The organism is Rhodoferax aquaticus, from assembly GCF_006974105.1.
Taxonomy (GTDB): domain Bacteria; phylum Pseudomonadota; class Gammaproteobacteria; order Burkholderiales; family Burkholderiaceae_C; genus Allorhodoferax; species Allorhodoferax aquaticus_A.
This window is the reverse complement of the sequence record NZ_CP036282.1, coordinates 1,091,341-1,112,300: the sequence shown is the minus strand read 5'-3', so window position 1 is coordinate 1,112,300 and position 20,960 is coordinate 1,091,341. Positions and strand designations below refer to the sequence as shown.

The 20,960-nt window shown below is 55.9% G+C and carries 21 protein-coding genes; 10 read left to right on the top strand and 11 right to left on the bottom strand.

Annotated elements, in window-relative coordinates:
* Positions 1-13: 13 nt before the first annotated feature.
* Positions 14-1,189 carry a ribonucleotide-diphosphate reductase subunit beta gene (locus EXZ61_RS05280; protein WP_142809719.1) on the top strand — a complete coding sequence of 392 codons (1,176 nt, stop codon included), beginning with the start codon at positions 14-16 and terminating at the stop codon, positions 1,187-1,189.
* 169 nt (positions 1,190-1,358) lie between these two features.
* On the top strand, positions 1,359-1,901 hold the full coding sequence (locus tag EXZ61_RS05275) for a histone (RefSeq protein ID WP_142809717.1): 543 nt from the start codon (positions 1,359-1,361) through the stop codon (positions 1,899-1,901).
* Positions 1,902-1,973: 72 nt separating this feature from the next.
* Here the strand turns inward: EXZ61_RS05275 and EXZ61_RS22075 are convergent, their stop codons facing one another.
* From EXZ61_RS22075 to EXZ61_RS05245, 6 genes are all read right to left on the bottom strand, one after another.
* Positions 1,974-2,615: a DUF3426 domain-containing protein gene (locus EXZ61_RS22075; RefSeq protein WP_237219160.1), complete on the bottom strand. Its 642-nt coding sequence runs from the start codon at positions 2,613-2,615 to the stop codon at positions 1,974-1,976.
* Between the two features lie 477 nt (positions 2,616-3,092).
* Positions 3,093-3,971: a 50S ribosomal protein L11 methyltransferase gene (gene prmA / locus EXZ61_RS05265; RefSeq protein ID WP_142809715.1), complete on the bottom strand. Its 879-nt coding sequence runs from the start codon at positions 3,969-3,971 to the stop codon at positions 3,093-3,095.
* Between the two features lie 11 nt (positions 3,972-3,982).
* Positions 3,983-5,332 (bottom strand): acetyl-CoA carboxylase biotin carboxylase subunit, encoded by a 1,350-nt coding sequence (accC, locus tag EXZ61_RS05260; RefSeq protein WP_142809713.1) that lies wholly within the window; start codon positions 5,330-5,332, stop codon positions 3,983-3,985.
* Between the two features lie 17 nt (positions 5,333-5,349).
* On the bottom strand, positions 5,350-5,811 hold the full coding sequence (gene accB / locus EXZ61_RS05255; RefSeq protein ID WP_142809711.1) for an acetyl-CoA carboxylase biotin carboxyl carrier protein: 462 nt from the start codon (positions 5,809-5,811) through the stop codon (positions 5,350-5,352).
* Between the two features lie 169 nt (positions 5,812-5,980).
* Positions 5,981-6,418: a TlpA disulfide reductase family protein gene (locus tag EXZ61_RS05250; RefSeq protein WP_237219093.1), complete on the bottom strand. Its 438-nt coding sequence runs from the start codon at positions 6,416-6,418 to the stop codon at positions 5,981-5,983.
* Between the two features lie 148 nt (positions 6,419-6,566).
* Entirely contained in the window at positions 6,567-7,163 is a 597-nt protein-coding gene (locus tag EXZ61_RS05245; protein WP_142809707.1) for a hypothetical protein, read from the bottom strand.
* 86 nt (positions 7,164-7,249) lie between these two features.
* Between EXZ61_RS05245 and mpl the strand changes: the two genes are divergently transcribed.
* Positions 7,250-8,650, top strand: a complete 1,401-nt coding sequence (gene mpl, locus EXZ61_RS05240) for a UDP-N-acetylmuramate:L-alanyl-gamma-D-glutamyl-meso-diaminopimelate ligase (protein WP_142809705.1) — start codon at positions 7,250-7,252, stop codon at positions 8,648-8,650.
* Positions 8,651-8,704: 54 nt separating this feature from the next.
* Here the strand turns inward: mpl and EXZ61_RS05235 are convergent, their stop codons facing one another.
* The 3 genes from EXZ61_RS05235 to rodA form a co-directional block, all read right to left on the bottom strand.
* The gene (locus EXZ61_RS05235; RefSeq protein ID WP_142809703.1) at positions 8,705-9,844 is read right to left on the bottom strand and encodes a 3-deoxy-7-phosphoheptulonate synthase; all 1,140 of its coding nucleotides are present in this window, start codon (positions 9,842-9,844) and stop codon (positions 8,705-8,707) included.
* Positions 9,845-10,041: 197 nt separating this feature from the next.
* Positions 10,042-11,502, bottom strand: a complete 1,461-nt coding sequence (gene tldD / locus EXZ61_RS05230; protein WP_142809701.1) for a metalloprotease TldD — start codon at positions 11,500-11,502, stop codon at positions 10,042-10,044.
* Positions 11,503-11,574: 72 nt separating this feature from the next.
* A complete protein-coding gene (gene rodA, locus EXZ61_RS05225) occupies positions 11,575-12,726 on the bottom strand; it encodes a rod shape-determining protein RodA (RefSeq protein WP_142809700.1) in 1,152 nt (383 codons plus the stop codon).
* Positions 12,727-12,785: 59 nt separating this feature from the next.
* Here rodA and EXZ61_RS05220 point away from each other — a divergent pair, with 59 nt between their 5' ends.
* The 4 genes from EXZ61_RS05220 to mtgA all read left to right on the top strand — a co-directional run bounded on the left by EXZ61_RS05220 (position 12,786) and on the right by mtgA (position 17,159).
* Entirely contained in the window at positions 12,786-13,400 is a 615-nt protein-coding gene (locus tag EXZ61_RS05220) for a YqiA/YcfP family alpha/beta fold hydrolase (RefSeq protein ID WP_142809698.1), read from the top strand.
* Positions 13,401-13,489: 89 nt separating this feature from the next.
* Positions 13,490-15,562, top strand: a complete 2,073-nt coding sequence (locus EXZ61_RS05215; protein ID WP_142809696.1) for a ribonuclease catalytic domain-containing protein — start codon at positions 13,490-13,492, stop codon at positions 15,560-15,562.
* 20 nt (positions 15,563-15,582) lie between these two features.
* A complete protein-coding gene (locus EXZ61_RS05210) occupies positions 15,583-16,422 on the top strand; it encodes an energy transducer TonB (RefSeq protein ID WP_142809694.1) in 840 nt (279 codons plus the stop codon).
* Positions 16,422-17,159: a monofunctional biosynthetic peptidoglycan transglycosylase gene (gene mtgA, locus EXZ61_RS05205; protein WP_142809692.1), complete on the top strand. Its 738-nt coding sequence runs from the start codon at positions 16,422-16,424 to the stop codon at positions 17,157-17,159. Before EXZ61_RS05210 ends, mtgA begins: the two co-directional genes overlap by 1 nt.
* A 21-nt stretch (positions 17,160-17,180) precedes the next feature.
* Here mtgA and EXZ61_RS05200 read toward each other — a convergent pair whose 3' ends face one another.
* Complete coding sequence (locus tag EXZ61_RS05200; RefSeq protein ID WP_142809689.1) at positions 17,181-17,429, bottom strand: DUF3297 family protein; 249 nt, start codon at positions 17,427-17,429, stop codon at positions 17,181-17,183.
* A gap of 105 nt (positions 17,430-17,534) precedes the next feature.
* On the opposite strand from EXZ61_RS05200, the gene EXZ61_RS05195 reads away from it, so the two are divergent.
* From EXZ61_RS05195 to ruvC, 3 genes are read left to right on the top strand one after another with little or no spacing between them, the layout of a single operon-like run.
* Positions 17,535-18,146: a lysophospholipid acyltransferase family protein gene (locus tag EXZ61_RS05195; protein WP_142809687.1), complete on the top strand. Its 612-nt coding sequence runs from the start codon at positions 17,535-17,537 to the stop codon at positions 18,144-18,146.
* 12 nt (positions 18,147-18,158) lie between these two features.
* Positions 18,159-19,151: a phosphatidate cytidylyltransferase gene (locus EXZ61_RS05190; RefSeq protein WP_425353609.1), complete on the top strand. Its 993-nt coding sequence runs from the start codon at positions 18,159-18,161 to the stop codon at positions 19,149-19,151.
* A gap of 40 nt (positions 19,152-19,191) precedes the next feature.
* The gene (ruvC, locus tag EXZ61_RS05185; RefSeq protein ID WP_142809685.1) at positions 19,192-19,749 is read left to right on the top strand and encodes a crossover junction endodeoxyribonuclease RuvC; all 558 of its coding nucleotides are present in this window, start codon (positions 19,192-19,194) and stop codon (positions 19,747-19,749) included.
* 239 nt (positions 19,750-19,988) lie between these two features.
* Here ruvC and EXZ61_RS05180 read toward each other — a convergent pair whose 3' ends face one another.
* Positions 19,989-20,873, bottom strand: coding sequence for a LysR substrate-binding domain-containing protein (locus EXZ61_RS05180; RefSeq protein WP_142809683.1), 885 nt, complete (start codon positions 20,871-20,873; stop codon positions 19,989-19,991).
* Positions 20,874-20,960 lie beyond the last annotated feature (87 nt).

Genomic DNA, 20,960 nt, shown 5'->3' with positions numbered 1-20,960 from the left:
ATTGGAAATACATATGTTGACCTGGGAAGAAGAAATTAAGCCCTCCGTGCCACCGAGTTTCGCACCCATGAACCCTGCACCATTGCCCTCTACAGATAGCAGTGCTGCTGTGCGCAAAGACGACGTGATCAGCGCGACTGCGCTAGGGCTTGCGGTCGCGCAGCAAAGCGCCCAGCGTGTACGCGCTGCGGACAAGCGCATCATCAACGGCAAGACTGACGTCAACCAACTCGTGCCATTCAAATACAAGTGGGCTTGGGAAAAGTATCTGGCTTCGTGTGCGAACCATTGGATGCCGCAAGAGGTCAACATGACCCGAGACATCGCACTTTGGAAGGATCCCAATGGATTAACCGATGATGAGCGACGCATCATCAAACGCAATCTTGGTTTTTTTGTTACCGCGGACTCCTTGGCCGCCAACAATATTGTCCTTGGCACGTACCGACACATTACGGCGCCTGAGTGCCGTCAGTTTTTGTTGCGGCAAGCATTTGAAGAAGCTATTCATACCCATGCCTATCAGTACATAGTGGAATCGCTGGGCTTGGACGAGGGTGAGATTTTTAGCGCTTATAACGAGATCAAATCGATCCGTGACAAAGACCAGTTTTTGATCCCTTTTATTGAGGCGATCATGGACCCGAACTTCCACACAGGAACGCTCAAAGACGATCAGACACTGCTGAAGTCCTTGATCGTTTTTGCCTGCTTGATGGAAGGCCTGTTCTTCTACGTGGGCTTTACACAGATCTTGGCTTTGGGACGTCAAAACAAGATGACGGGTGCCGCAGAACAGTACCAGTACATCCTGAGGGACGAGTCTATGCACTGCAATTTCGGCATTGACCTGATCAATCAGCTGAAACTTGAAAATCCCCAGTTGTGGACCGCTGAATTCAAAGCTGAGATCAAAGCGTTGTTTGAAACTGCTGTCGAACTCGAGTACCGCTATGCAGAAGACACTATGCCGCGTGGTGTTCTAGGCATGAATGCGTCCATGTTCAAAGGCTATTTGCGTTACATCGCGAATCGTCGCGCGACACAAATCGGCCTTGAAGCGCTCTTCCCCAATGAAGAGAATCCGTTCCCATGGATGAGCGAAATGATTGACCTTAAGAAGGAACGCAATTTTTTCGAAACACGCGTCATCGAATACCAGTCAGGCGGCGCCCTGTCTTGGGACTGACACACCACATGATGTTGAGAATTTCACGCCCACCCTATCCACCCAAAGTGGGGTTAGATCAAGCGTGTCACCGAGTTCATGGTGCTGGGTACCTGCCCAGCACCATGAATCGCTTCCTGCACGCAACGATGCAAGAAGTGCTCTTTGTTGATTGATCAAGGAGAAAATAATGGCAACTGCAAAAAAATCAGCCGCAAAAAAGGCTGCTCCCGCGAAAAAAGCTGCACCAGTAGCTGCTGCGCCAGCTAAAAAGGCTGCGCCAGCTAAGAAGGCTGCGCCAGCTAAGAAGGCTGCACCAGCTAAGAAGGCTGCACCGGCTAAGAAGGCTGCTGCACCGGCTAAGAAGGCTGCTGCACCGGCTAAGAAGGCTGCACCAGCTAAGAAGGCTGCACCAGCTAAGAAGGCTGCACCAGCTAAGAAGGCTGCACCAGCTAAGAAGGCTGCACCAGCTAAGAAGGCTGCACCAGCTAAGAAGGCTGCACCGGCTAAGAAGGCTGCACCGGCTAAGAAGGCTGCACCGGCTAAGAAGGCTGCACCGGCTAAGAAGGCTGCACCAGCTAAGAAGGCTGCACCAGCTAAGAAGGCTGCACCAGCTAAGAAGGCTGCACCAGCTAAGAAGGCTATCGCAAAAAAGGCCCCTGCGGCACCCTCAGCGCAGACGACCCTCAACCCGCAAGCTGCTTGGCCGTTTCCTACTTCCAGCAAGCCTTAAAGGCACATCGGATAGTTGGCGCAAAGCCCGAACCGAAAGGTTTCGGGCTTTTTTCTTGTGAACCAAGATGGTCTAAGGATAGAACGCCAACAGTCGATAGCCAGAAACTCGTTCAGAGTTGCTAGGTAACTTTACGCTCACGGGTACCGAGACAGATAGATCCGAACCTGTCGCCAATGCACTGTTTTTGAGCACGTCAATCTCAGTGGCTGCAATTACCCTGCGCACGATGGTCTGGTCTTGCGAGTCCGTCAAGGTCAACTCCAAAGAGGGCATTGCCAACTCCGTGCTCGCCGTGTTCTTCAGCGTCACATTCAGTTTATAGACCTCCGCTTTGATCTTCACAAACGAAGAGCTGTCAATAACAACCGACTCAATCTCACGAGGCAATCCCAGCTGACAGGCCGCGAGCTCACAAATTGCTTGTAACAAGGGCTTAAACGCTGGCGCTTTGGCAGCCAGTCGATCTCGGTCGTGTACGGATACCTGCCCCAGCAAGAGGGCAAAAAATGCCAGTGCAACTAACGAAGAGACGGTACGAATAGCCAAGCTACGCTTGGTCGACGGCTCGGACTGCGAACGCATGAACGTCGCTCGCTCTGGCTGCGCATCAGAAGCGTCACCCGTGTTCAATTCAAACTTAGGCAGTGCTATTGACGGAAACCCGGGGGCCCTTACCTCGTCCGCAGGACCACGCGATAAGTCGGTCGGCATTGGGTCCCATCGCGGCTCTTGAGTGATAACACGTTCAAAGGCAGAAGCCCCTTCAGGCACCAAAGACTGATGGGGCTCATGGTCAAGGATTGGATCCCGTTGCGCTCCTGGCGCATCTGGTCGCAGGCTTTTTCCCACGGCGGAAGGCCCTGTTCGGGCATTTTGCACGTAGGGCCTCGTTGGAAAATCAAGTCCCACTATCGCTGTTGTTGCCTCGATGGGATCGTCCACCAATAGCGACGTATCCCCCTGAGATTCGTCATCAGAAAACCTCGTGGACTCATACCCATCGCGATAAACAGCCTCTTGTCCCTGCAGGTGGATGTTGGCATCGAATACCTCATCACACTGACCACAACGTACCCAACCATCCGAGACTCGCAATTGATCAGGCACCACCTTGAACATGGTGCTACAGGCTGGGCAACGAGTTACAAAACTCATTTGGAGCGCATCGCTAATAGGTACAACCGCCGCTCAAAGTATGGCTGTCATGAGAATCCAGCCGTCTTCTCGATCTGCCACGGTCAGATTGCAATAGGGCGCATAGGCCTGCACCAACTCTTGCTCTTGGCGCTCCAAAATACCGGCCATTACCAAGTGCCCTCCGCTTTGTACATAACTGCACAACAACGGAGCCAGCACCTTCAAGGGGGTCGCGAGAATGTTGGCCAAGACAACCTTGTATTGGCCTGCCACAAGGTCAGGCAAGCCTGCACTAAGCACCACATCATTGGCACGCGCATTGTCCACTGTGGACTGCACAGCAGCAGTGTCAATATCCACGCCCACTACGTCTTGGGCCCCAAACTTGGCAGCCGCTATGGCCAAGATTCCAGAGCCACAGCCGTAGTCCAGAACGCGCGTAGGATTGGGGTGCGCGGCAACCCAACGTAAGCACATCCGTGTAGTGGGATGGGTGCCCGTACCAAATGCCAGTCCCGGATCTAAGCGAATCACCTGCTCCGCTTTAGTCGGCGGTTCGTGCCAAGTGGGTACTATCCAAAAACTGGGCGTTATCTCGACAGGTGCAAACTGCGATTGGGTCAAGCGCACCCAATCTTGCTCCGCCAATTCACTGATACCGAGAACGCTACAGTTGGCAAAAAAATCTTGCGCTTGCAACAAGACGAGTGCTTGCTCTGCAAGACCTTTTTCCGCGAACAATGCTGTTATGCGCGAACGCTGCCAACCTTCCTTGGGCGGTGGCATGCCAGGCTCGCCAAACAACGCTTGTTCTGCGTCCGTTTGCGCATCCGCATCCTCAACGCTGACACTAAGTGCGTCCAGAGCATCAAAAGCATCGCTTAAGGTCTCCACCCCGTCCTCAGGACACATCAAACTTAGTTCATACATGGGCATTGCCTCTAGCGCTTGTGCTGCTCTAGCCATTGCTCTAGGTAATGGATATTGGTGCCGCCATCCATAAACTTAGCATCAACCAACAATTCCCTATGCAATGGAATATTGGTGTTAATTCCTTCGACCACGGTTTCCGCCAGCGCAGTCCGCATACGGGCCATAGCTTGCTCACGGTCATCGCCATGGACAATGATTTTTCCAACCATCGAGTCATAGTTTGGGGGAACAAAGTAATTGGTGTACACATGCGAGTCCACACGAACGCCTGGCCCCCCGGGGGCATGCCACATTGTGATCCGGCCTGGTGAGGGCGTGAATTTGTACGGATCTTCTGCATTCACACGGCATTCAATGGCGTGTCCACGCACTTCCACTTGACGCTGGGTAAAGGGCAGCTTTTCGCCAGCTGCCACCATGATTTGCGTTTTGACGATGTCAATGCCGGTCACCATTTCCGTGACAGGATGCTCCACTTGGACGCGGGTGTTCATTTCAATGAAATAGAACTCACCGTCTTCGTACAAGAATTCAAAAGTTCCAGCACCGCGGTAACCAATTTTTTTGCATGCTGCCACACAACGCTCACCAACACGCTCAATGAGCTTGCGATTGATGCCGGGCGCAGGTGCTTCTTCCAAAATCTTTTGATGCCGGCGTTGCATAGAACAGTCGCGCTCGCCCAAATACACGGCATTCTTGTGCTTATCAGCAAGCACTTGAATCTCAATATGGCGTGGATTCTGAAGGAACTTCTCCATATACACCGCAGGGTTGCCAAATGCAGCGCCCGCCTCAGCCTTTGTCATGGTCACGGCATTCACCAATGCGGCTTCTGTGTGCACCACGCGCATACCGCGACCACCGCCACCGCCCGCGGCCTTGATGATGACGGGGTAGCCAATGGTCTTCGCAATACGGCGAATCTGAACCGGGTCATCCGGCAACTCACCCTCCGAACCAGGCACGCATGGAACGCCTGCGCGAATCATCGCTTGCTTGGCGGACACCTTGTCACCCATGATGCGGATTGACTCAGGCGTTGGGCCAATAAACTGGAACCCGCTTTTCTCCACGCGCTCCGCGAAATCTGCGTTCTCACTCAAAAAACCATAGCCAGGGTGAATCGCTTCAGCATCTGTCACCTCTGCAGCAGAGATGATGGCAGGCATGTTGAGGTAACTCAGACCAGAGGCGGCGGGACCAATACAAACGGCTTCTTCCGCTAATTTAACGTACTTGGCTTCCCGGTCGGCTTCGGAGTAGACCATTACTGCCTTGATCCCAAGCTCTCGACAAGCACGCTGGATTCGCAGTGCGATTTCGCCACGGTTGGCAACCAGAATTTTTTTAAACATGTGCGTGTGTCGAAAGATTACTCGATGATGAACAAAGGTTGGCCGTACTCCACCGCCAAACCGTTCTCACACAGAATCTTGGTCACCGTCCCCGACTTGTCTGCTTCAATCTCGTTGAGGATCTTCATCGCCTCAATAATGCAGATGGTGTCACCCTCCTTAATAGAGTCACCTATTTCAACGAATGCTTTAGCGCCGGGCGACGAAGAACGGTAAAACGTACCCACCATAGGTGATTTGACGGTGTGGCCACTGACGACTTCAGGCGCAGCAACCACGCTTGCCGCAGCGATAGGTGCAGGGGCTGCCGTTGGCTGTTGCGGCATCTGAGCGTACACGGGTTGCTGCGCGTAACCTTGCATAACCGCACCGCCACCTTTAACAATGCGAACCTTTCCTTCCGCCTCTGTAATTTCCAATTCAGACACATTGGAATCAGACACCAAGTCGATCAGTGTTTTAAGTTTTCGTAAATCCATGAGACCTCCAACTACCGTCATTTGTGAAGCGGCGAATTTACAGCATAAATTCAGCGAAAACGCGATAAGTGCAATTATTTGAGGTCAATGCACAAGATTTACCAGCAAGCATCTGGCAACTTCTAGGGTTAATCCTAGGCTGCACAGTCGAAAAACTAGCTGAGAGCTGCTATTTTATAGATGCCCAAAGGACCAAGTCTTCCACACTGATTCGTCCCATTTTACGATGTGCAACAAGACCATCCTTACCCAACACTACAGTAAACGGCAGGCCGCCCGTCATGTTCCCCAACTTACGCCCCAGATCAGCCCCTGCTAACCCAGCCATGGCGACTGGGAATTCCACCGGCATTTTCTGCAAAAACGCTTGCACTGGTGCGAGTTTGTCCACCGCCAGACCAAGCACCTGCCACCCATTTTCTTTGTTTTTCCCAAAAAAACTATTCAAGAGAGGCAACTCCTCCACACAAGGCGGGCACCATGTCGCCCAAAAATTAAGCAGCAACGGCCTGCCTTTGAAGGACAACATCTGTAACTGGCGACCTGCAGGGGTTTCCCACTTCAATGTCCAAAGTGCTTCTAAAGGATCAAGGTTTGCGCTGTTCATGGCGCCATGCCCATGCCACCAAGCAAGGGTCGCGCCAGATGCAGCCGCAACGCCGGCCGCAGCCAAAAGCAAGTTGCGCCGGTGCTTGGATGGCACAGCCTCAGCCAAGCCGTCAGAGGAATCATCTGGTTCATTCATAGAAAAAATCTTAACTTTCAGGCTGGGCCACCACTAAAGTACGAACCGCAGTGGTATCACCACGCGGTCGGCGACCTCTTGCGTCCGGCTTCATGGCTCCACGCAAGTCGTCGTAGTCGAAGATCAACAAATGCACCCCAATAAAGGTCCCCAAAACTGGGCTACGAACGTTGACACTGAGTGCATCCACAGTTTCACCATTGAACCCCGTCGTCGCATGGGTTTCAAAACGCACACCCATATCAATCAGGCCAATCTCGGCAGATTTTGGGTCATCGCAAAACAGTTGGATGTAGATATCGTTGCGTTGCGTAGCAGTGCCATGCCATACCGCACCGCTGAGATGGGGCCGAAATCGCTCCAAGCGCTCCATCCATTGCAAGGCAATGGCGCGCAATGCGGCCAACTCTTGGGCCTGGGCTTCGGCACAAAAAAGGGCAATGTAGTCTTGCACGGCAGCCTCTACCAAATCATTGTCTGGTAATGCTGCACGCGCTGACAAACCCAACTGCTTCAGCGCACGACGCTTGGCTGGACCATATTCCAAACCTTCTTCAACCACCATGCGGGCGGCTAAGTTAGCAATTTCATCTTTGTGTGCGTCCATGCTCCTATTTTGCACCCGCCCCAGATGGCCTAGCGCCCGAACGGCTTTGCGGAGGTGTCAAAAATGATGCCTATTAAAATCTCTGGATGCATATACATATCTTAGGCATTTGCGGAACTTTCATGGGTGGATTGGCCGCATTGGCCCGTGAAGCGGGGCATCGGGTCACAGGTTGCGACACTGGGGTCTACCCTCCTATGAGCGACCAGCTCAGAGCACTTGGCATTGAGCTCATTGAAGGTTTTGGCGCTGAACAACTCGCGCTCAAGCCAGATATGTATGTCATTGGCAATGTGGTGAGCCGGGTGCACTACCCCGATGGCACGCCAAAATTTCCACTGATGGAAGCCATATTGAACAGCGGCTCGCCCTACACCAGTGGGCCGCAGTGGCTGTCAGAGCATGTGCTGCAAGGTCGCCATGTGCTGGCCATTGCAGGTACACACGGAAAAACCACCACCACCGCCATGCTCGCCTGGATCTTGGAGAGCGCAGGCTTAGCGCCGGGGTTTTTGGTAGGTGGCGTGCCCATGAACTTCGAGGTCTCAGCCCGCATCGGCAAGGGAAACACCTTTGTGATTGAGGCGGATGAATATGACACTGCTTTCTTTGACAAACGCAGCAAATTCGTCCACTACCGCCCGCGCACCGCCGTGCTCAACAACCTAGAGTTTGACCACGCCGACATATTTGATGACTTGGCAGCCATAGAGCGGCAGTTTCACCATTTGGTGCGCACAGTGCCTAGCCAAGGTCGGGTAGTTGTCAATGGACTAGAAGAGAGCTTAGCCCGCGTAGTGCACAAAGGCTGCTGGAGCGAGGTACGCAGCTTTGGAACGGCAGTCAGCGACTTTTCCGCCGTGGGTGAACCCCACCAGTTTGATGTGCTGCAGCGAGGTAAAGTGGTTGCTCATGTGGCTTGGGGCCTCACGGGCGTGCACAACCAACTCAACGCGCTGGCAGCCATTGCTGCCGCAGAGCACGTGGGCGTTGCAGCCGAAGTCGCCGCACAAGCGCTGGGCAGCTTTGGTAGCGTCAAGCGTCGCATGGAGGTTCGCGCCACCATCACACTAGCAGCAGATGCCAGTGCGGGAGCCTTACCTGTCACCATTTACGACGACTTCGCCCACCACCCCACCGCCATTCGCACGACGGTCAACGGGCTGCGGCGCAAAGTGGGCAACGCACGCATCTTGGCGGTCTTTGAGCCCCGCTCCAACACCATGAAGCTGGGTGCCATGAAAGCACAATTGCCGTGGAGCCTAGAAGAAGCCGACCTCGCGTTCTGCCACAGCGGCGGCCTGGATTGGAACGCCGCCGAAGCCCTAGCCCCCATGGGCGCGCGAGGATGTGTAGGGCACACCGTGGATGAGGTCATCGCCCAAGTGCTCGCCCATGTGCAAGCGGGCGACCACATTGTGTGTATGAGCAACGGCGGTTTTGGTGGCATCCATCAAAAACTACAGCTAGCGCTACAAACAATATAGCTACCTACGCAATAAGGACGCGCGCTAGGGGCGAGAAAGCCCCTCAGCGCAAGTTTACAAAGCGCGGCGCGCCAATACCGCTTGCGACAACACCTCCAAGGCGCTCAGCGAGTCCCCCCAACCTAAGCATGCGTCGGTGATGCTTTTGCCATACTCCAGTTTGGAGGCATCGTCTTTGCCGGGTGTGAATTTTTGCGCACCGGCGTGCAGATGGCTCTCCACCATGACGCCAAAAATGCTTTTGGATCCGCCAGAGATTTGGGTACCAATATCGCGTGCCACCTCCAACTGCTTTTCGTGTTGCTTACTACTATTGGCGTGACTGCAGTCCACCATCAGTGAGGGTGCCAATTTGGCTTTCTCCAAATCGGCGCAAGCGGCAGCAACACTCTGCGCGTCGTAGTTAGGGGCTTTGCCACCACGCAAAATGACGTGGCAGTCCGGGTTGCCGTTAGTTTGCACAATGGCCACTTGGCCGTTTTTGTGCACGGACAAGAAATGGTGACCGCCCGCTGCAGCTTGAATCGCGTCGGTAGCGATTTTGATGTTGCCGTCCGTCCCGTTTTTGAAGCCAATGGGGGCCGACAAACCAGAGGCCAGCTCACGGTGCACCTGGCTCTCGGTAGTGCGAGCGCCGATAGCCCCCCAGGAGATCAAATCGCCAAGGTACTGGGGAGAAATTACATCCAAAAACTCACTGCCTGCGGGCAAACCTAAGCGGTTAATTTCGATGAGCAGCTGGCGCGCAATACGCAGGCCTTCATCAATGCGGAAGGTTTCGTCCAAATAGGGGTCATTGATCAGGCCCTTCCAGCCCACGGTGGTGCGCGGCTTCTCGAAGTAAACACGCATCACAATTTCTAAAGTGTCCGCGTACTTCTCACGCTGCACCAGCAGCTCTTTAGCGTAATGCAGGGCAGCCGCTGGGTCATGGATGGAGCAAGGCCCAATGATCACCAGCAGGCGGTCATTCTTGCCCGCCATGATGTCGTGGATATTGCGACGTGTCTTGCTGATCAAACTCTCGATGGCGGTGCCACGGATAGGAAAGAAGCGAATGAGATGCTCAGGAGGTGGCAGCACGGTGATGTCCTTGATGCGTTCGTCGTCAGTTTTGCTGGTGCGGTCGGAGGGATGCGTCGAGGTGTTCGCATACCAGGCATCGGTGCCGGCTACAGTGGTTTTTGCATTCATCGTGAGGCTCCTAAGTCGTTGAAATAAAGTCGGAAAAGCAAAAAAAAACCGCCGGTGGTGCCGGCGGTTTTTGAAGGATCTGTACGCTGTTTCTAGGTACGTTTAGATCTCTCTACCGCCGAAAGCGCTTGAGAACCAAAAGTAGCTAAAGAAAAAACGAGACAAATTCATAGCGATCACTGTACCACAGCGCAGCGTCAGGCGGTTCCCCCGACAGTAAGGCCATCAATTCGTAGAGTTGGTTGGCCCACGCCAACGGGCACGCTTTGGCCTTCTTTGCCACATGTCCCCACACCGCTGTCGAGCTTCATGTCATTGCCAATCATGCTGACACGCTTGAGGCACTCAGGACCACTGCCCACAATCGTTGCGCCTTTGACGGGGTACAAAATCTTCCCGTTTTCTACCCAATACGCCTCACTCGCGGAGAACACAAACTTACCGCTCGTAATGTCCACCTGTCCGCCACCGAAATTGGTGGCATACAAGCCTTTTTTGATGCTCTTAACAATTTCTTGGGGATCTTTATCGCCACCCAACATATAGGTGTTGGTCATGCGTGGCATGGGAACATGGGCATAGCTTTCGCGTCGGCCATTACCCGTGGGGGCAACTCCCATCAAGCGCGCATTCATGCTGTCTTGGATATAGCCTTTCAAAATGCCGTCTTCAATGAGTACGTTGCGCTGGCTAGGGTTGCCTTCATCGTCCACATTGAGTGAGCCGCGGCGGTCCGCAATCGTTCCATCGTCCAGCACGGTGACTCCCTTGGCGGCCACGCGCTGGCCAATGCGGCCACTAAAGGCACTGCTGCCCTTGCGGTTGAAGTCGCCCTCCAAGCCATGGCCAATCGCCTCATGCAACAAAATGCCAGGCCAGCCAGCACCAAGGACTACCGTCATCTCACCCGCAGGGGCCGGGCGGGCTTCCAGGTTGGTCAAGGCCGCATGTACGGCTTGGTTCACATACTCTTCGATCTGGGCATCGTCAAAATAGGCCAAGCCAAATCGGCCTCCCCCACCACTGGAGCCCACTTCCCGGCGGCCCTTTTGCTCGGCGATGACCGTGACAGACAAGCGCACCAAAGGACGCACATCGGCCGCCAAAGTGCCATCTGCGCGTGCCACCATCACCACGTCGTACTCGCTGGCTAAGCCGGCCATCACTTGGGCAACCCGTGGATCTTTGGCGCGGGCCAGGCGTTCCACCTTGCCCAAGAGTTCCACTTTGGTGGTGCTGTCCATGCTCGCTATCGGATCGACACCTGGATAGAGCTTGCGACTCTTCGCAATTTTAGAAGCCACAATTTTGGTGCGTTTAGATTGCGCCACAGCCGAGATAGAACGCACCGTACGGGCTGCATCCAAGAGTGAGGCCTCCGAAATGTCGTCGGAATAAGCAAACGCAGTTTTCTCGCCGCTCACGGCTCGCACGCCTACACCTTGGTCAATGCTGAAAGACCCAGTCTTGACTATCCCTTCTTCCAAACTCCAGCCCTCTGAGCGGGTGTATTGAAAGTACAAGTCAGCATCGTCGACTTGGTGGGCTTTGATCTCTTGCAATGCACGGGTCAAGTGCGACTCGTCCAATCCAAAAGGCGTCAACAGCAGGGACTTGGCTACGGCCAAACGTTCGATAGTAGGTTCGCGAGAGATCATGGGGACATTTTAGGCCCCGCGTCGCATTCGCGTGCAATAGCTGCGCACAGAAGGCAGCCCTGCCGTGCGGTTTTAGGACTGCACCAAGCGTTTTGCGTTAGAAATGGCCATCAAAATGCCTACCGCCAGTCCGAGCGTCACCATCGCAGTGCCGCCATAACTGATAAAAGGGAGAGGCACCCCCACCACCGGCAAAATGCCGCTCACCATACCCATATTCACAAAGGCGTATGCGAAGAAAATCATCGTCACACTGCCGGCCAAAAGCCGTGAAAACAGCGAGGGAGCCTCCAAGGCAATCGCCAAGCCACGCAAGATGAGAAACACAAAAGCCACAATGAGAAACAGCGTCCCAATCAGCCCAAACTCTTCAGAATAGGCTGCAAAAATGAAATCGGTGGTGCGCTCTGGAATGAACTCCAAGTGGGTTTGGGTGCCTTTCATAAAGCCCATGCCAAACACGCCTCCCGAACCAATCGCAATCATTCCTTGAATAATGTGAAACCCTTTACCTAAAGGGTCACGACTAGGGTCCAAGAGCGTACAAATGCGTTGTTGCTGGTAGTCATGCAGCACCGGCCATCGATTACCGTCTGCACACAAAGACGGCTCAAAAACGACCAGCAGCGCAACGCCTATGACACCAATCAACACGGGTGGCACGATCAGTGCCCAGCTCATGCCCGCAAAGTACAGCACCGACAAGCCCGCAATGAGGACCAATAAAGAAGTACCCAAGTCAGGCTGCTTCATGATGAGCCCGACCGGCACCATCAGCAAAACCCCTGCCACCACAAAGTCCAAAGGCCGTAAATGCCCTTCGCGCTTCTGGAACCACCATGCCAGCATCAAAGGCATAGCAATTTTCAAAACTTCACTGGGCTGAATCACCACCCCGACGTTCAGCCAGCGCTTGGCCCCCTTCTTAGTGATACCGAACACGGCAACCGCAATTAAGAGCGTCACGCCAAATACATACAAAGGTACCGCCAAGGCCATCAGCCGCTGGGGCGGAACTTGCGCCACCACAAACATGATGGTGGCGGCAATCAGCATATTGCGGCCATGGTCCTGAAACCGGGTTCCATGGTCATAGCCCGACGAGTACATGATGAGCATGCCCGCGCAAGCCAAAACAAAGACGGCAAACGCCAAAGGGCCGTCAAAGCCTGCAAACCAGGGTAAGACTCGATGCCTGAGAGAGGGTTTTCCAAATTGCGCCATGGTAAGGATTATCCAGCCAACTATCATGCAGACCATCACCCCAACGCCCCCAAGCCTGCATGACCACGACTCCCCCCGCCGAAAGTCCCCTGCAAACCACCCATTTGCTGTACCTGCATGGGTTTAGGTCATCTCCTCAGTCACACAAGGCACGCATGGTGGCCCACTACGTTGCGCAGCACCATCCTCAAGTGCGCTGGCTTTGTCCCCAATTGCCGCCCTCTCCCAAGGCTGCCATGGCCTTGGTGCGCACAGCCATCCAAAACTGGCCTGTGCGGCAGATGGCAGTTGTCGGTTCATCACTCGGTGGCTTTTACGCTACCTACGTGGCGGAAACCTTGGGGTGCACGGCGGTGGTGCTGAATCCTGCCGTCAGTCCGTCACGGGATTTAGAGAAGTACATTGGCGAACAAACCAGCTGGCATGACCCGGCAGCCCACTTTTACTTTGCACCTGAGTACGTGCAAGAACTGAGTGACCTGCAGTGTGGCCCCCTTAGTCAGCCCGAGCGCTATATGGCCGTCATTGCCAAAGGCGATGAACTGCTCGATTGGCGTGAAATGCACAACAGATACAGCGCTAGCCACCTACGTTTGCTTGATGAGAGTGACCACGCGCTCAGTGACTTTGATACGCATATCGACGCAGTGATGGACTTTTTGCAGCTCGCTTAAGGCCTTTCAACCCAAGTCCCCCCCCCAGAACAAGCGAAGTGAAACTGCCTAATGAATGGGCACTCAAATTTACTGGGACAATGCCGCCTATGTTTTTATTGTTTGAAGAAGCCGGAAAATTCATGGCCGGTCGGGTACTGTCAGAAGCGGAATCTTCTGCACAGGTGGAGTTGGACAGCGGCAAGCGCGTCAAGGTCAAGGGCGCCAACATCCTGCTGAAATTTGAGAAACCCTCGCCCGCCCAAATGATGGCGAGCGCACAAGCGATCGGCCTAAGCATTGAACTCGACATGGCATGGGAGTTTGCGCCAGATGAGGAATTTGGCTTTGCAGACCTAGCGCGTGACTACTTTTCAGCGCAGGCCAGCCTTGAGCAACAGGCGGGTGCGCTTTTTCGTCTCTACGACTCGCCCCACTATTTCCGCCGTGCTGGCAAAGGGCGCTTCAAAAAGGCTTCCGCCGAAATTTTGGCCCAAGCCCTGGCTGCTATTGAAAAGAAAAAGCAAATCACCGCGCAAATCGCCCAGTGGGCGGCCGAGTTAGGCGCTGGTACCTGCCCTGAGCCCATCAAAGAGCAGCTCTACAAAATTCTGTTCAAGCCAGACAAGAACGCACCTGAGTACAAAGCCGTGGTGGATGCCTCTCGGGCCACCCACACCGCTCCCTTGGAGCTGCTACAAAAGGCAGGCGCCATCAGCTCGCCGTACCAGTTTCACTGGAAACGTTTTTTGCTGGAGAACTTCCCCAAAGGCACCGGCTTCTCAGCCAGTTTGGAAGCACCGCAAATTACAGACGATTTGCCCCTGTCTCCCGCGCAGGCCTATTCCATCGATGACTCGGCCACCACAGAAATTGACGATGCCCTGTCCGTGCAAGGCTTGGGCACCGGCCAAGTCACCGTCGGTATCCACATTGCAGCACCAGCGCTGGCCATTGCGCCGGGCAGCGCGGTAGACCAGGTGGGCCGAGGCCGCCTGAGCACGGTCTATATGCCGGGCTACAAGGTCACCATGCTGCCGGATGCGGTGGTGCAAAACTACACACTGCAAGAAGGGCGCGATTGCCCTGCGGTGTCGCTCTATGTGCGCTTTGACGAAGCCACACTCGACATTCTGGGCAGCGAAACCAAGCTAGAGCGCGTGCACATCGCCCACAACCTGCGCCATGACCAGCTCGACACCGTGGTCACCAGCGCGTGGCTGGAAGATGCGGGTTTTGAGCATGAAAACACGCCACAGCCCTTACCAGCACTGCGTGAACAGCTATCGTTTTTATACCACCTGGCAAAGAACCTCAAAGCCAAGCGCGAAGTGGTGCGTGGCAAGCCCGAAACTTTTAATCGCCCCGACTACAACTTCCGCTTGGTCCGTGAAGCGGACTACGAGGCTGGCACCGAGCCCCAAGGCCACGAGCCCGTGCAAATCACCACCCGCCAACGCGGTGCGCCGCTGGACTTGATGGTGGCCGAGGCCATGATTCTGGCCAACAGCACCTGGGGCAGTTGGTTGGGTGAACTGGGTGTGCCCGGCATCTACCGCAGCCAGGCCTCTTTGGCGCCCGGCGTCAAGGTGCGCATGGGCACCAAAGCCCTGCCGCACGCAGGTATTGGCGTCAAAAGCTACGCCTGGAGTACCTCACCGCTACGCCGCTATACCGATTTGGTCAACCAATGGCAAATCATTGCGTGCGCGCGCCACGGCAAAACTGCTGCATTGGCAGCCCCGTTCAAGCCCAAAGATGCGGAGCTGTTTTCCATCATTTCCAGTTTTGACGCGGCCTACAGCGCCTACAACGGCTACCAAGGCGCTATGGAGCGCTTTTGGACCCTGCAGTACGTGCAGCAAAACGGCATCACCGAGCTCACCGCCAGTGTGTTCAAAGACAATATGGTGCGGGCAGACGACATTCCCTTGGTGCTGCCGGTCTTGGGTGCGCAAGGCCTGCCGCGCGGCGCGCGGGTACGCGTGAAGCTAGGCGAAATGGACCTGATTACGCTGGACGTGAACGGCACAGTGATCGAACGCTTGGACAGCCCCGTGGCCACCGCCGAGCAAGATCTAGACGCCGCTGGGGACGAAGACGACGAAGTCGCTGGCCCCATCGCCATTGCGGTAGATGTAAACGAAAACCCTGAAACCAGCAACGATAATCCTGCCCCGTGAACCTTCGGTCTTTTAGCACTATGCAGATTGCGCTTGCGGCATCCATTGCGGTGCACGCAGGCCTGTTGACATTGCGCATCGTCGATCCAGAGCGCTTTAACCGGGTGTTTGAAGACACGCCCTTGGAAGTGATTTTGGTGAATGCCAAGACCACCGATGATGCAGACCCCAGCAAAGCCAAAGCGATTGCACAGGCCACCCTCAATGGGGGCGGCGATGCTGAAAAAGGCCGCGCCACTAGCCCCCTTCCGCCTTCGGCACTCACCCAACTGGGCGACACAGAGGAAGAAGAAGCCAGCCGCAAGTTAGAGGCCTTGCAAGAGCAACAAACGCTGATGTTGGCGTCGATCAAGAGCCAACTCGCCGCGCTCCCGCCTAAAGACCCGCGCCCCGCCAACAAGGCGGAAAGCGCCGAGCGTGAACAGAAGCGACGCCAGTTGATCAAGCTTTTGGCAGAGATTGAAAAACGCATCAATGCCGAGAATGCGCGCCCTAAAAAGCGGTACATCAGCCCAGCTACCCGGGAAGAGGTGTATGCGGTGTATTACGACACCTTGCGCCATACCATTGAAGAGCGTGGCACCGTGAACTTCCCCACCTCCAAAGGCAAAAAACTGTACGGTCAACTCACCATGCTCATCACCATCAACCACGATGGCACTGTGCTGGACGCCGAGGTGGTAGAGCCGTCTGACAACCCCACACTGGACAAACGTGCCAAGGCCATTGCCCGCAGCGCGGGGCCCTTTGGCCGGTTTACCAAGGCCATGCGCCGCCAAGCGGATCAAATTGTGGTCGTGTCGCGCTTCAAATTCACCCGGGACGAAACGCTAGAAGCCAACGTCTCTGCAGCCCAATAATGAAACGCGTCTTCAACTGGTTCGCCCTGTGCCTGCTGGCCGTGCTGGCCTTGCAGTTGTTCTTTGTGGCCCGCATTGCCGCTATGGCGGTGCTGGCACCAGAATCCACCAGCTTTCAGCGTTCTGAGATGTGGCGCGTGGTGACTGAAAAAGGGGAGCTGCGCTGGCGGCAAGAGTGGGTGCCTTACGCACACATCTCAGACCACCTCAAACGCGCAGTCATCGCGTCAGAGGACGATGGCTTTGCCAACCATGACGGCGTGGACTGGGACGCCCTAGAAAAAGCCTGGGAGAAAAACGCCAAGGCAGAGCAAAAAGCTGCCGCGCGCAAACCTACAGCCACTGCAAAACCCAATGCCAAGCCGCCCAAGGTAGTGGGCGGCTCCACCATCACGCAGCAGCTCGCCAAAAACCTGTTTTTATCAGGCGAGCGCACGCTGGTGCGCAAGGGCCAAGAGTTTGTGCTCACCATGCTGCTAGAGGCCCTGCTCACCAAAGAGCGCATCTTGGAGATTTACCTCAACAACGTGGAATGGGGTGAAGGCGTCTTTGGGGCTGAGGCCGCGGCACAGCATTACTACCGCAAGCCAGCTGCCAAACTCAGCGCGTTTGAGGCCGCGCGCTTGGCGGTCATGCTGCCCAGGCCCAAGTACTTTGAAAAAATGCCCAACTCGGCCTACCTCACCGGCCGAGCCGGTGTGATTGTGGGGCGCATGGGCGGCGCAGAGCTTCCGTAGAAGCCCCTTGCGCAGCGCTGCCTAGCGGTAAAACACCTCAACCTTGCCTTTGATCTTGATTAGCAAGGGGCGGCCCTTGCGGTCCACTGTCTTGCCAGCGGGCACTTTGATCCAGCCTTCGCTGATGCAATATTCCTCCACATCAAAGCGCTCTTTGTCATTGATACGAATACCAATGTCATGCTCAAACACAGCGGCCACATGGTGGGGGCTGCGGGGATCGATGGACAGGTGGTCTGGCAATTCGGGGCGTTGGATGGCGTCGGTCATGGGAGAGTCATCTGGTTGTTCGTTAATAAGCCCTGATTTTCCCGCATTTGTGCCGCCGTCTGGCGCACCCGCAAACCAATAAAAGGGGTCTGTATCATCTCGACCATGCTAGCCAAACTCATGGGCATGTTTCTGTTGGGCTTGATCCGGGTACTCACCGGATCCCAAGCGCGATGGCACGGCTGCCCCCCCAAAGCCGAACAACGTATTTATTTCGCCAACCACCAAAGTCACGCCGACCTGATGATGATTTGGGCCGCACTGCCCAAAGAGCTGCGCAGCGTGACCCGTGCCATTGCGGCCAAGGACTATTGGACTAAGACACCGTTTAAAAAGTGGCTCACCACCGAGGTGTTCAACGTCATTTACGTCTCGCGGGATCGCACGTCTGACGAAGACCCGTTGGAGCCCCTGATTGAAGCGCTGGGCAATGGCGACTCCATCATCCTCTTTCCTGAAGGCACGCGCGGACACACCGGCGAGCCACAGGCCTTCAAAGCGGGCCTGTACAACTTGGCCAAGAAATGTCCGAATGCGGTTCTCGTGCCTGCGTGGATTAACAACGTGCAACACGTGCTGCCTAAGGGCGAAGTGGTACCCGTGCCCGTCTTGTGCAGCGTGACCTTTGGCGCCCCCCTTGCGCTAGGACCCGATGAAGACCGTGGTGTGTTTTTGAAACGCGCGCGTGAGGCCGTTGTGGCCCTGCGTGACGTCTGAGCGGCCTTCCCTATGTTGTACTTTTACTTACGAGACCTCAGCCCCAACCACCAAATTGGGGCCTTGTTTATCTTCGTGTTCGGTTTCTTGCTACTAGCCAATATCGTGACGTTTGTGATGTCCATTCGCGAGCACGCGGATGATGCGGAAGGCGACAAGCGCCGCAAAGACCTGGCCAGCATGCAAGGCGTGATCCGCACCAGCTGGATGATGGTGTTGGTGTTTTGGGTGGGCTGGGTGACGGGTGACTGGGTGGCCCTGACCGTGTTTGGGTTTGTGTCTTTCTTTGCCCTGCGCGAATTCATGACCCTGTCGCCCACCCGTTACGGCGACCACCGCAGCTTGGTGCTAGCCTTTTTTGTGGTACTGCCCCTGCAGTATTGGTTGATCTGGGCCGAGCATTTCAATATGTTTGCCGTGTTCATTCCCGTCTATGTGTTCTTGGCGCTGCCGGTGGCCAGCGCCTTGGCAAATGACCCTACCCGGTTTTTGGAGCGCAATGCCAAGCTGCAATGGGGCATCATGGTCTGCATTTACGGCATCAGCCACGTGCCTGCACTCTTGCTGCTCAAGTTTCCGGGCTACAACAACAAGAGCGCCTTCTTGGTGTTTTTCTTGGTGTTTGTGGTGCAAACCTGCATGGTCACCCAGCACCTGGTATCACGCAAACTCAAGCGCGCGCCTGCCATTCCAGCCATCAGCCAAAGCTTTAACTGGCCCAGCTGGTGGATCGGCGTGACGGCAGGCAGCTTGTTGGGCGCTTTGCTGGCCGGCATCACCCCGTGGGTACCGGGCACCGCATTTGCGTTTTCCTTCATCGCCTGCGTGGCGGGCTCTTTGGGGCATTTGGTCATGAAGGCCTTGAAACGGGACCGCGGCATTCCCAGCTGGGGGGTTAACGTGCGCGCGGTCACCGGTGCTGGCGGCCTGCTAGACCGGGTCGATGGCCTGTGCTTTGCAGCACCCGTTTTCTTCCACTCTGCCATTTGGTATTTCAACCTCTAGCGCCCGTGGATATTGCGCAAGCAGCTACTAAAAATATAGCATGAGAATTCTGGGCATTGACCCTGGCTTGCGCATCACCGGCTTTGGTGTGGTGGATGTTGACGGGGCAGACCTGCGCTACGTCGCCAGCGGCACCATCAGTACCAACAGCATGGCCACCCGCGCTTTGCCCACGCGGCTCAAAGTGCTGTTTGACGGCATTGGCGAGGTAGTGCAGCGCTACCAGCCAGACTGCGCTTCGTTGGAAATTGTGTTCGTCAACGTCAATCCCCAGTCCACCTTGCTCCTGGGGCAGGCCCGTGGCGCGCTCATCGCGGCTTTGGTATCGGCCAACTTGCCGGTCGCCGAATACACCGCCTTGCAAATGAAGCAAGCGGTTGTGGGCTACGGCCGCGCTGACAAGACCCAGATCCAAGAAATGGTGCGCCGCCTGCTCACGCTCTCTGGCCTGCCGGGTACCGACGCCGCCGATGCGCTTGGCATGGCCATTACGCACGCCCATGCGGGCAAGGCCATGGCCCGCATCGCACAAGCCGATGGGCTGGGTGGCAACGCCAGCGCGCTGCTGGGCAAGTACAAAGACGGACGCAGGCGCTAGGCCTACGCCATTTGCTTGAATTGGGCTGGGCATGGTGTCTCGCCTGTCGCTCACGTGAGCGCGCCAGCGTCACGCGAGTGGAAATGCAGGCCATCTGACAGGATGAACGCAAAGCGGCCACCACCCCACCGTGGGTTAACGATGAACATAGTCTGGCCAACTGGACATTGGCAATACGCGCAGCGGTAGTGGCACCTACTGCGCGTGCAGTGGGAGCCACCGCCAGTCACGCCCCAAACCTATGACAGGCGGGTGGCCCAGGCAAAAAAAGCGCGCACCGCACCCAAGTCCGCCGTGTCTTCGCGGCAGACCAACCATACCGCTTTGTCGGACACCTGCTCACTGCGCGCCAACACCTGTAAGCGCCCCTCGGAGACAAAGCCCTGAACCAGCGATTCCCGCACCCACGCTACGCCGCAGCCCATCAAGGCAGCTTGTGCCAAGAGCAAGGCGTCGTTGAATTCAAAACCATCCGCCACAGTCAGGCGCACTGGCGCGGTGCCAAGACCCTCCACGGTTAGCCGCGCAGGCCACGGCTCGTGGCTGTGGCGCAGCAGCTGGTGTGCGGGCCACTGCGCAGCGTGGGAACCATGCTGCACCACCCAGTCAGGGCTGGCCACAGCCACCAAACGGTCAAACCACAGGCGCTGGCAACGCAAGCCTGCGCGGGCAAAGTGCCCAAAGCGAATGGCCACCGCAGGCTGCAAGGGCGGCAGGCTCACTATCTCATAGCCGGTTTCCACCGATAGTTGGACCTGAGGGCAAGCACGCGCAAAAGCCGGTAGCAGCGGCACAAGCCATGTGCAGGCGATGGACGACAGCATCAGCACCTTGAGCGGCTGCTTGGCAGCGGCCACCTCCTCAAGCTCCAAGGCCGCGTGCAGCGCTTGCAAGGGCTCGCTCAGACGCTGGCGCAAACGTTGCCCGCTCGCGGACAGCAACACCTTAGGGCCCTTGCGGTCAAACAAGGTTTCGCCGCACCAGTGCTCCACCGATTGGATGTTGCGGCTGATCGCACTGTGCGTCAGCTTGCGTTCCACCGCCGCTTTGGTAAAGCTCCCCAAACGCGCCGCTGCTTCAAACGACTGGAGTGCGGCCAAGGAAGGCAAGGTCTTTGGTGTCATGGCGTGTGTCTATGAAGGTGTTGTGCACAGTGTTGCGGCGTTCAAGTGCAAAGAATGTGAAGCGCCTCACGCAGTTGCAACTGGTTT

Bases quoted from the DNA above. Each gene is read 5' to 3' on its own strand.
- EXZ61_RS05280 (WP_142809719.1), top strand. From the start codon at position 14: ATGTTGACCTGGGAAGAAGAAATTAAGCCCTCCGTGCCACCGAGTTTC.
- EXZ61_RS05275 (WP_142809717.1), top strand. From the start codon at position 1,359: ATGGCAACTGCAAAAAAATCAGCCGCAAAAAAGGCTGCTCCCGCGAAA.
- EXZ61_RS22075 (WP_237219160.1), bottom strand. From the start codon at position 2,615: ATGCCGACCGACTTATCGCGTGGTCCTGCGGACGAGGTAAGGGCCCCC.
- prmA (WP_142809715.1), bottom strand. From the start codon at position 3,971: ATGTATGAACTAAGTTTGATGTGTCCTGAGGACGGGGTGGAGACCTTA.
- accC (WP_142809713.1), bottom strand. From the start codon at position 5,332: ATGTTTAAAAAAATTCTGGTTGCCAACCGTGGCGAAATCGCACTGCGA.
- accB (WP_142809711.1), bottom strand. From the start codon at position 5,811: ATGGATTTACGAAAACTTAAAACACTGATCGACTTGGTGTCTGATTCC.
- EXZ61_RS05250 (WP_237219093.1), bottom strand. From the start codon at position 6,418: ATGAACAGCGCAAACCTTGATCCTTTAGAAGCACTTTGGACATTGAAG.
- EXZ61_RS05245 (WP_142809707.1), bottom strand. From the start codon at position 7,163: ATGGACGCACACAAAGATGAAATTGCTAACTTAGCCGCCCGCATGGTG.
- mpl (WP_142809705.1), top strand. From the start codon at position 7,250: ATGCATATACATATCTTAGGCATTTGCGGAACTTTCATGGGTGGATTG.
- EXZ61_RS05235 (WP_142809703.1), bottom strand. From the start codon at position 9,844: ATGAATGCAAAAACCACTGTAGCCGGCACCGATGCCTGGTATGCGAAC.
- tldD (WP_142809701.1), bottom strand. From the start codon at position 11,502: ATGATCTCTCGCGAACCTACTATCGAACGTTTGGCCGTAGCCAAGTCC.
- rodA (WP_142809700.1), bottom strand. From the start codon at position 12,726: ATGGCGCAATTTGGAAAACCCTCTCTCAGGCATCGAGTCTTACCCTGG.
- EXZ61_RS05220 (WP_142809698.1), top strand. From the start codon at position 12,786: ATGACCACGACTCCCCCCGCCGAAAGTCCCCTGCAAACCACCCATTTG.
- EXZ61_RS05215 (WP_142809696.1), top strand. From the start codon at position 13,490: ATGTTTTTATTGTTTGAAGAAGCCGGAAAATTCATGGCCGGTCGGGTA.
- EXZ61_RS05210 (WP_142809694.1), top strand. From the start codon at position 15,583: ATGCAGATTGCGCTTGCGGCATCCATTGCGGTGCACGCAGGCCTGTTG.
- mtgA (WP_142809692.1), top strand. From the start codon at position 16,422: ATGAAACGCGTCTTCAACTGGTTCGCCCTGTGCCTGCTGGCCGTGCTG.
- EXZ61_RS05200 (WP_142809689.1), bottom strand. From the start codon at position 17,429: ATGACCGACGCCATCCAACGCCCCGAATTGCCAGACCACCTGTCCATC.
- EXZ61_RS05195 (WP_142809687.1), top strand. From the start codon at position 17,535: ATGCTAGCCAAACTCATGGGCATGTTTCTGTTGGGCTTGATCCGGGTA.
- EXZ61_RS05190 (WP_425353609.1), top strand. From the start codon at position 18,159: ATGTTGTACTTTTACTTACGAGACCTCAGCCCCAACCACCAAATTGGG.
- ruvC (WP_142809685.1), top strand. From the start codon at position 19,192: ATGAGAATTCTGGGCATTGACCCTGGCTTGCGCATCACCGGCTTTGGT.
- EXZ61_RS05180 (WP_142809683.1), bottom strand. From the start codon at position 20,873: ATGACACCAAAGACCTTGCCTTCCTTGGCCGCACTCCAGTCGTTTGAA.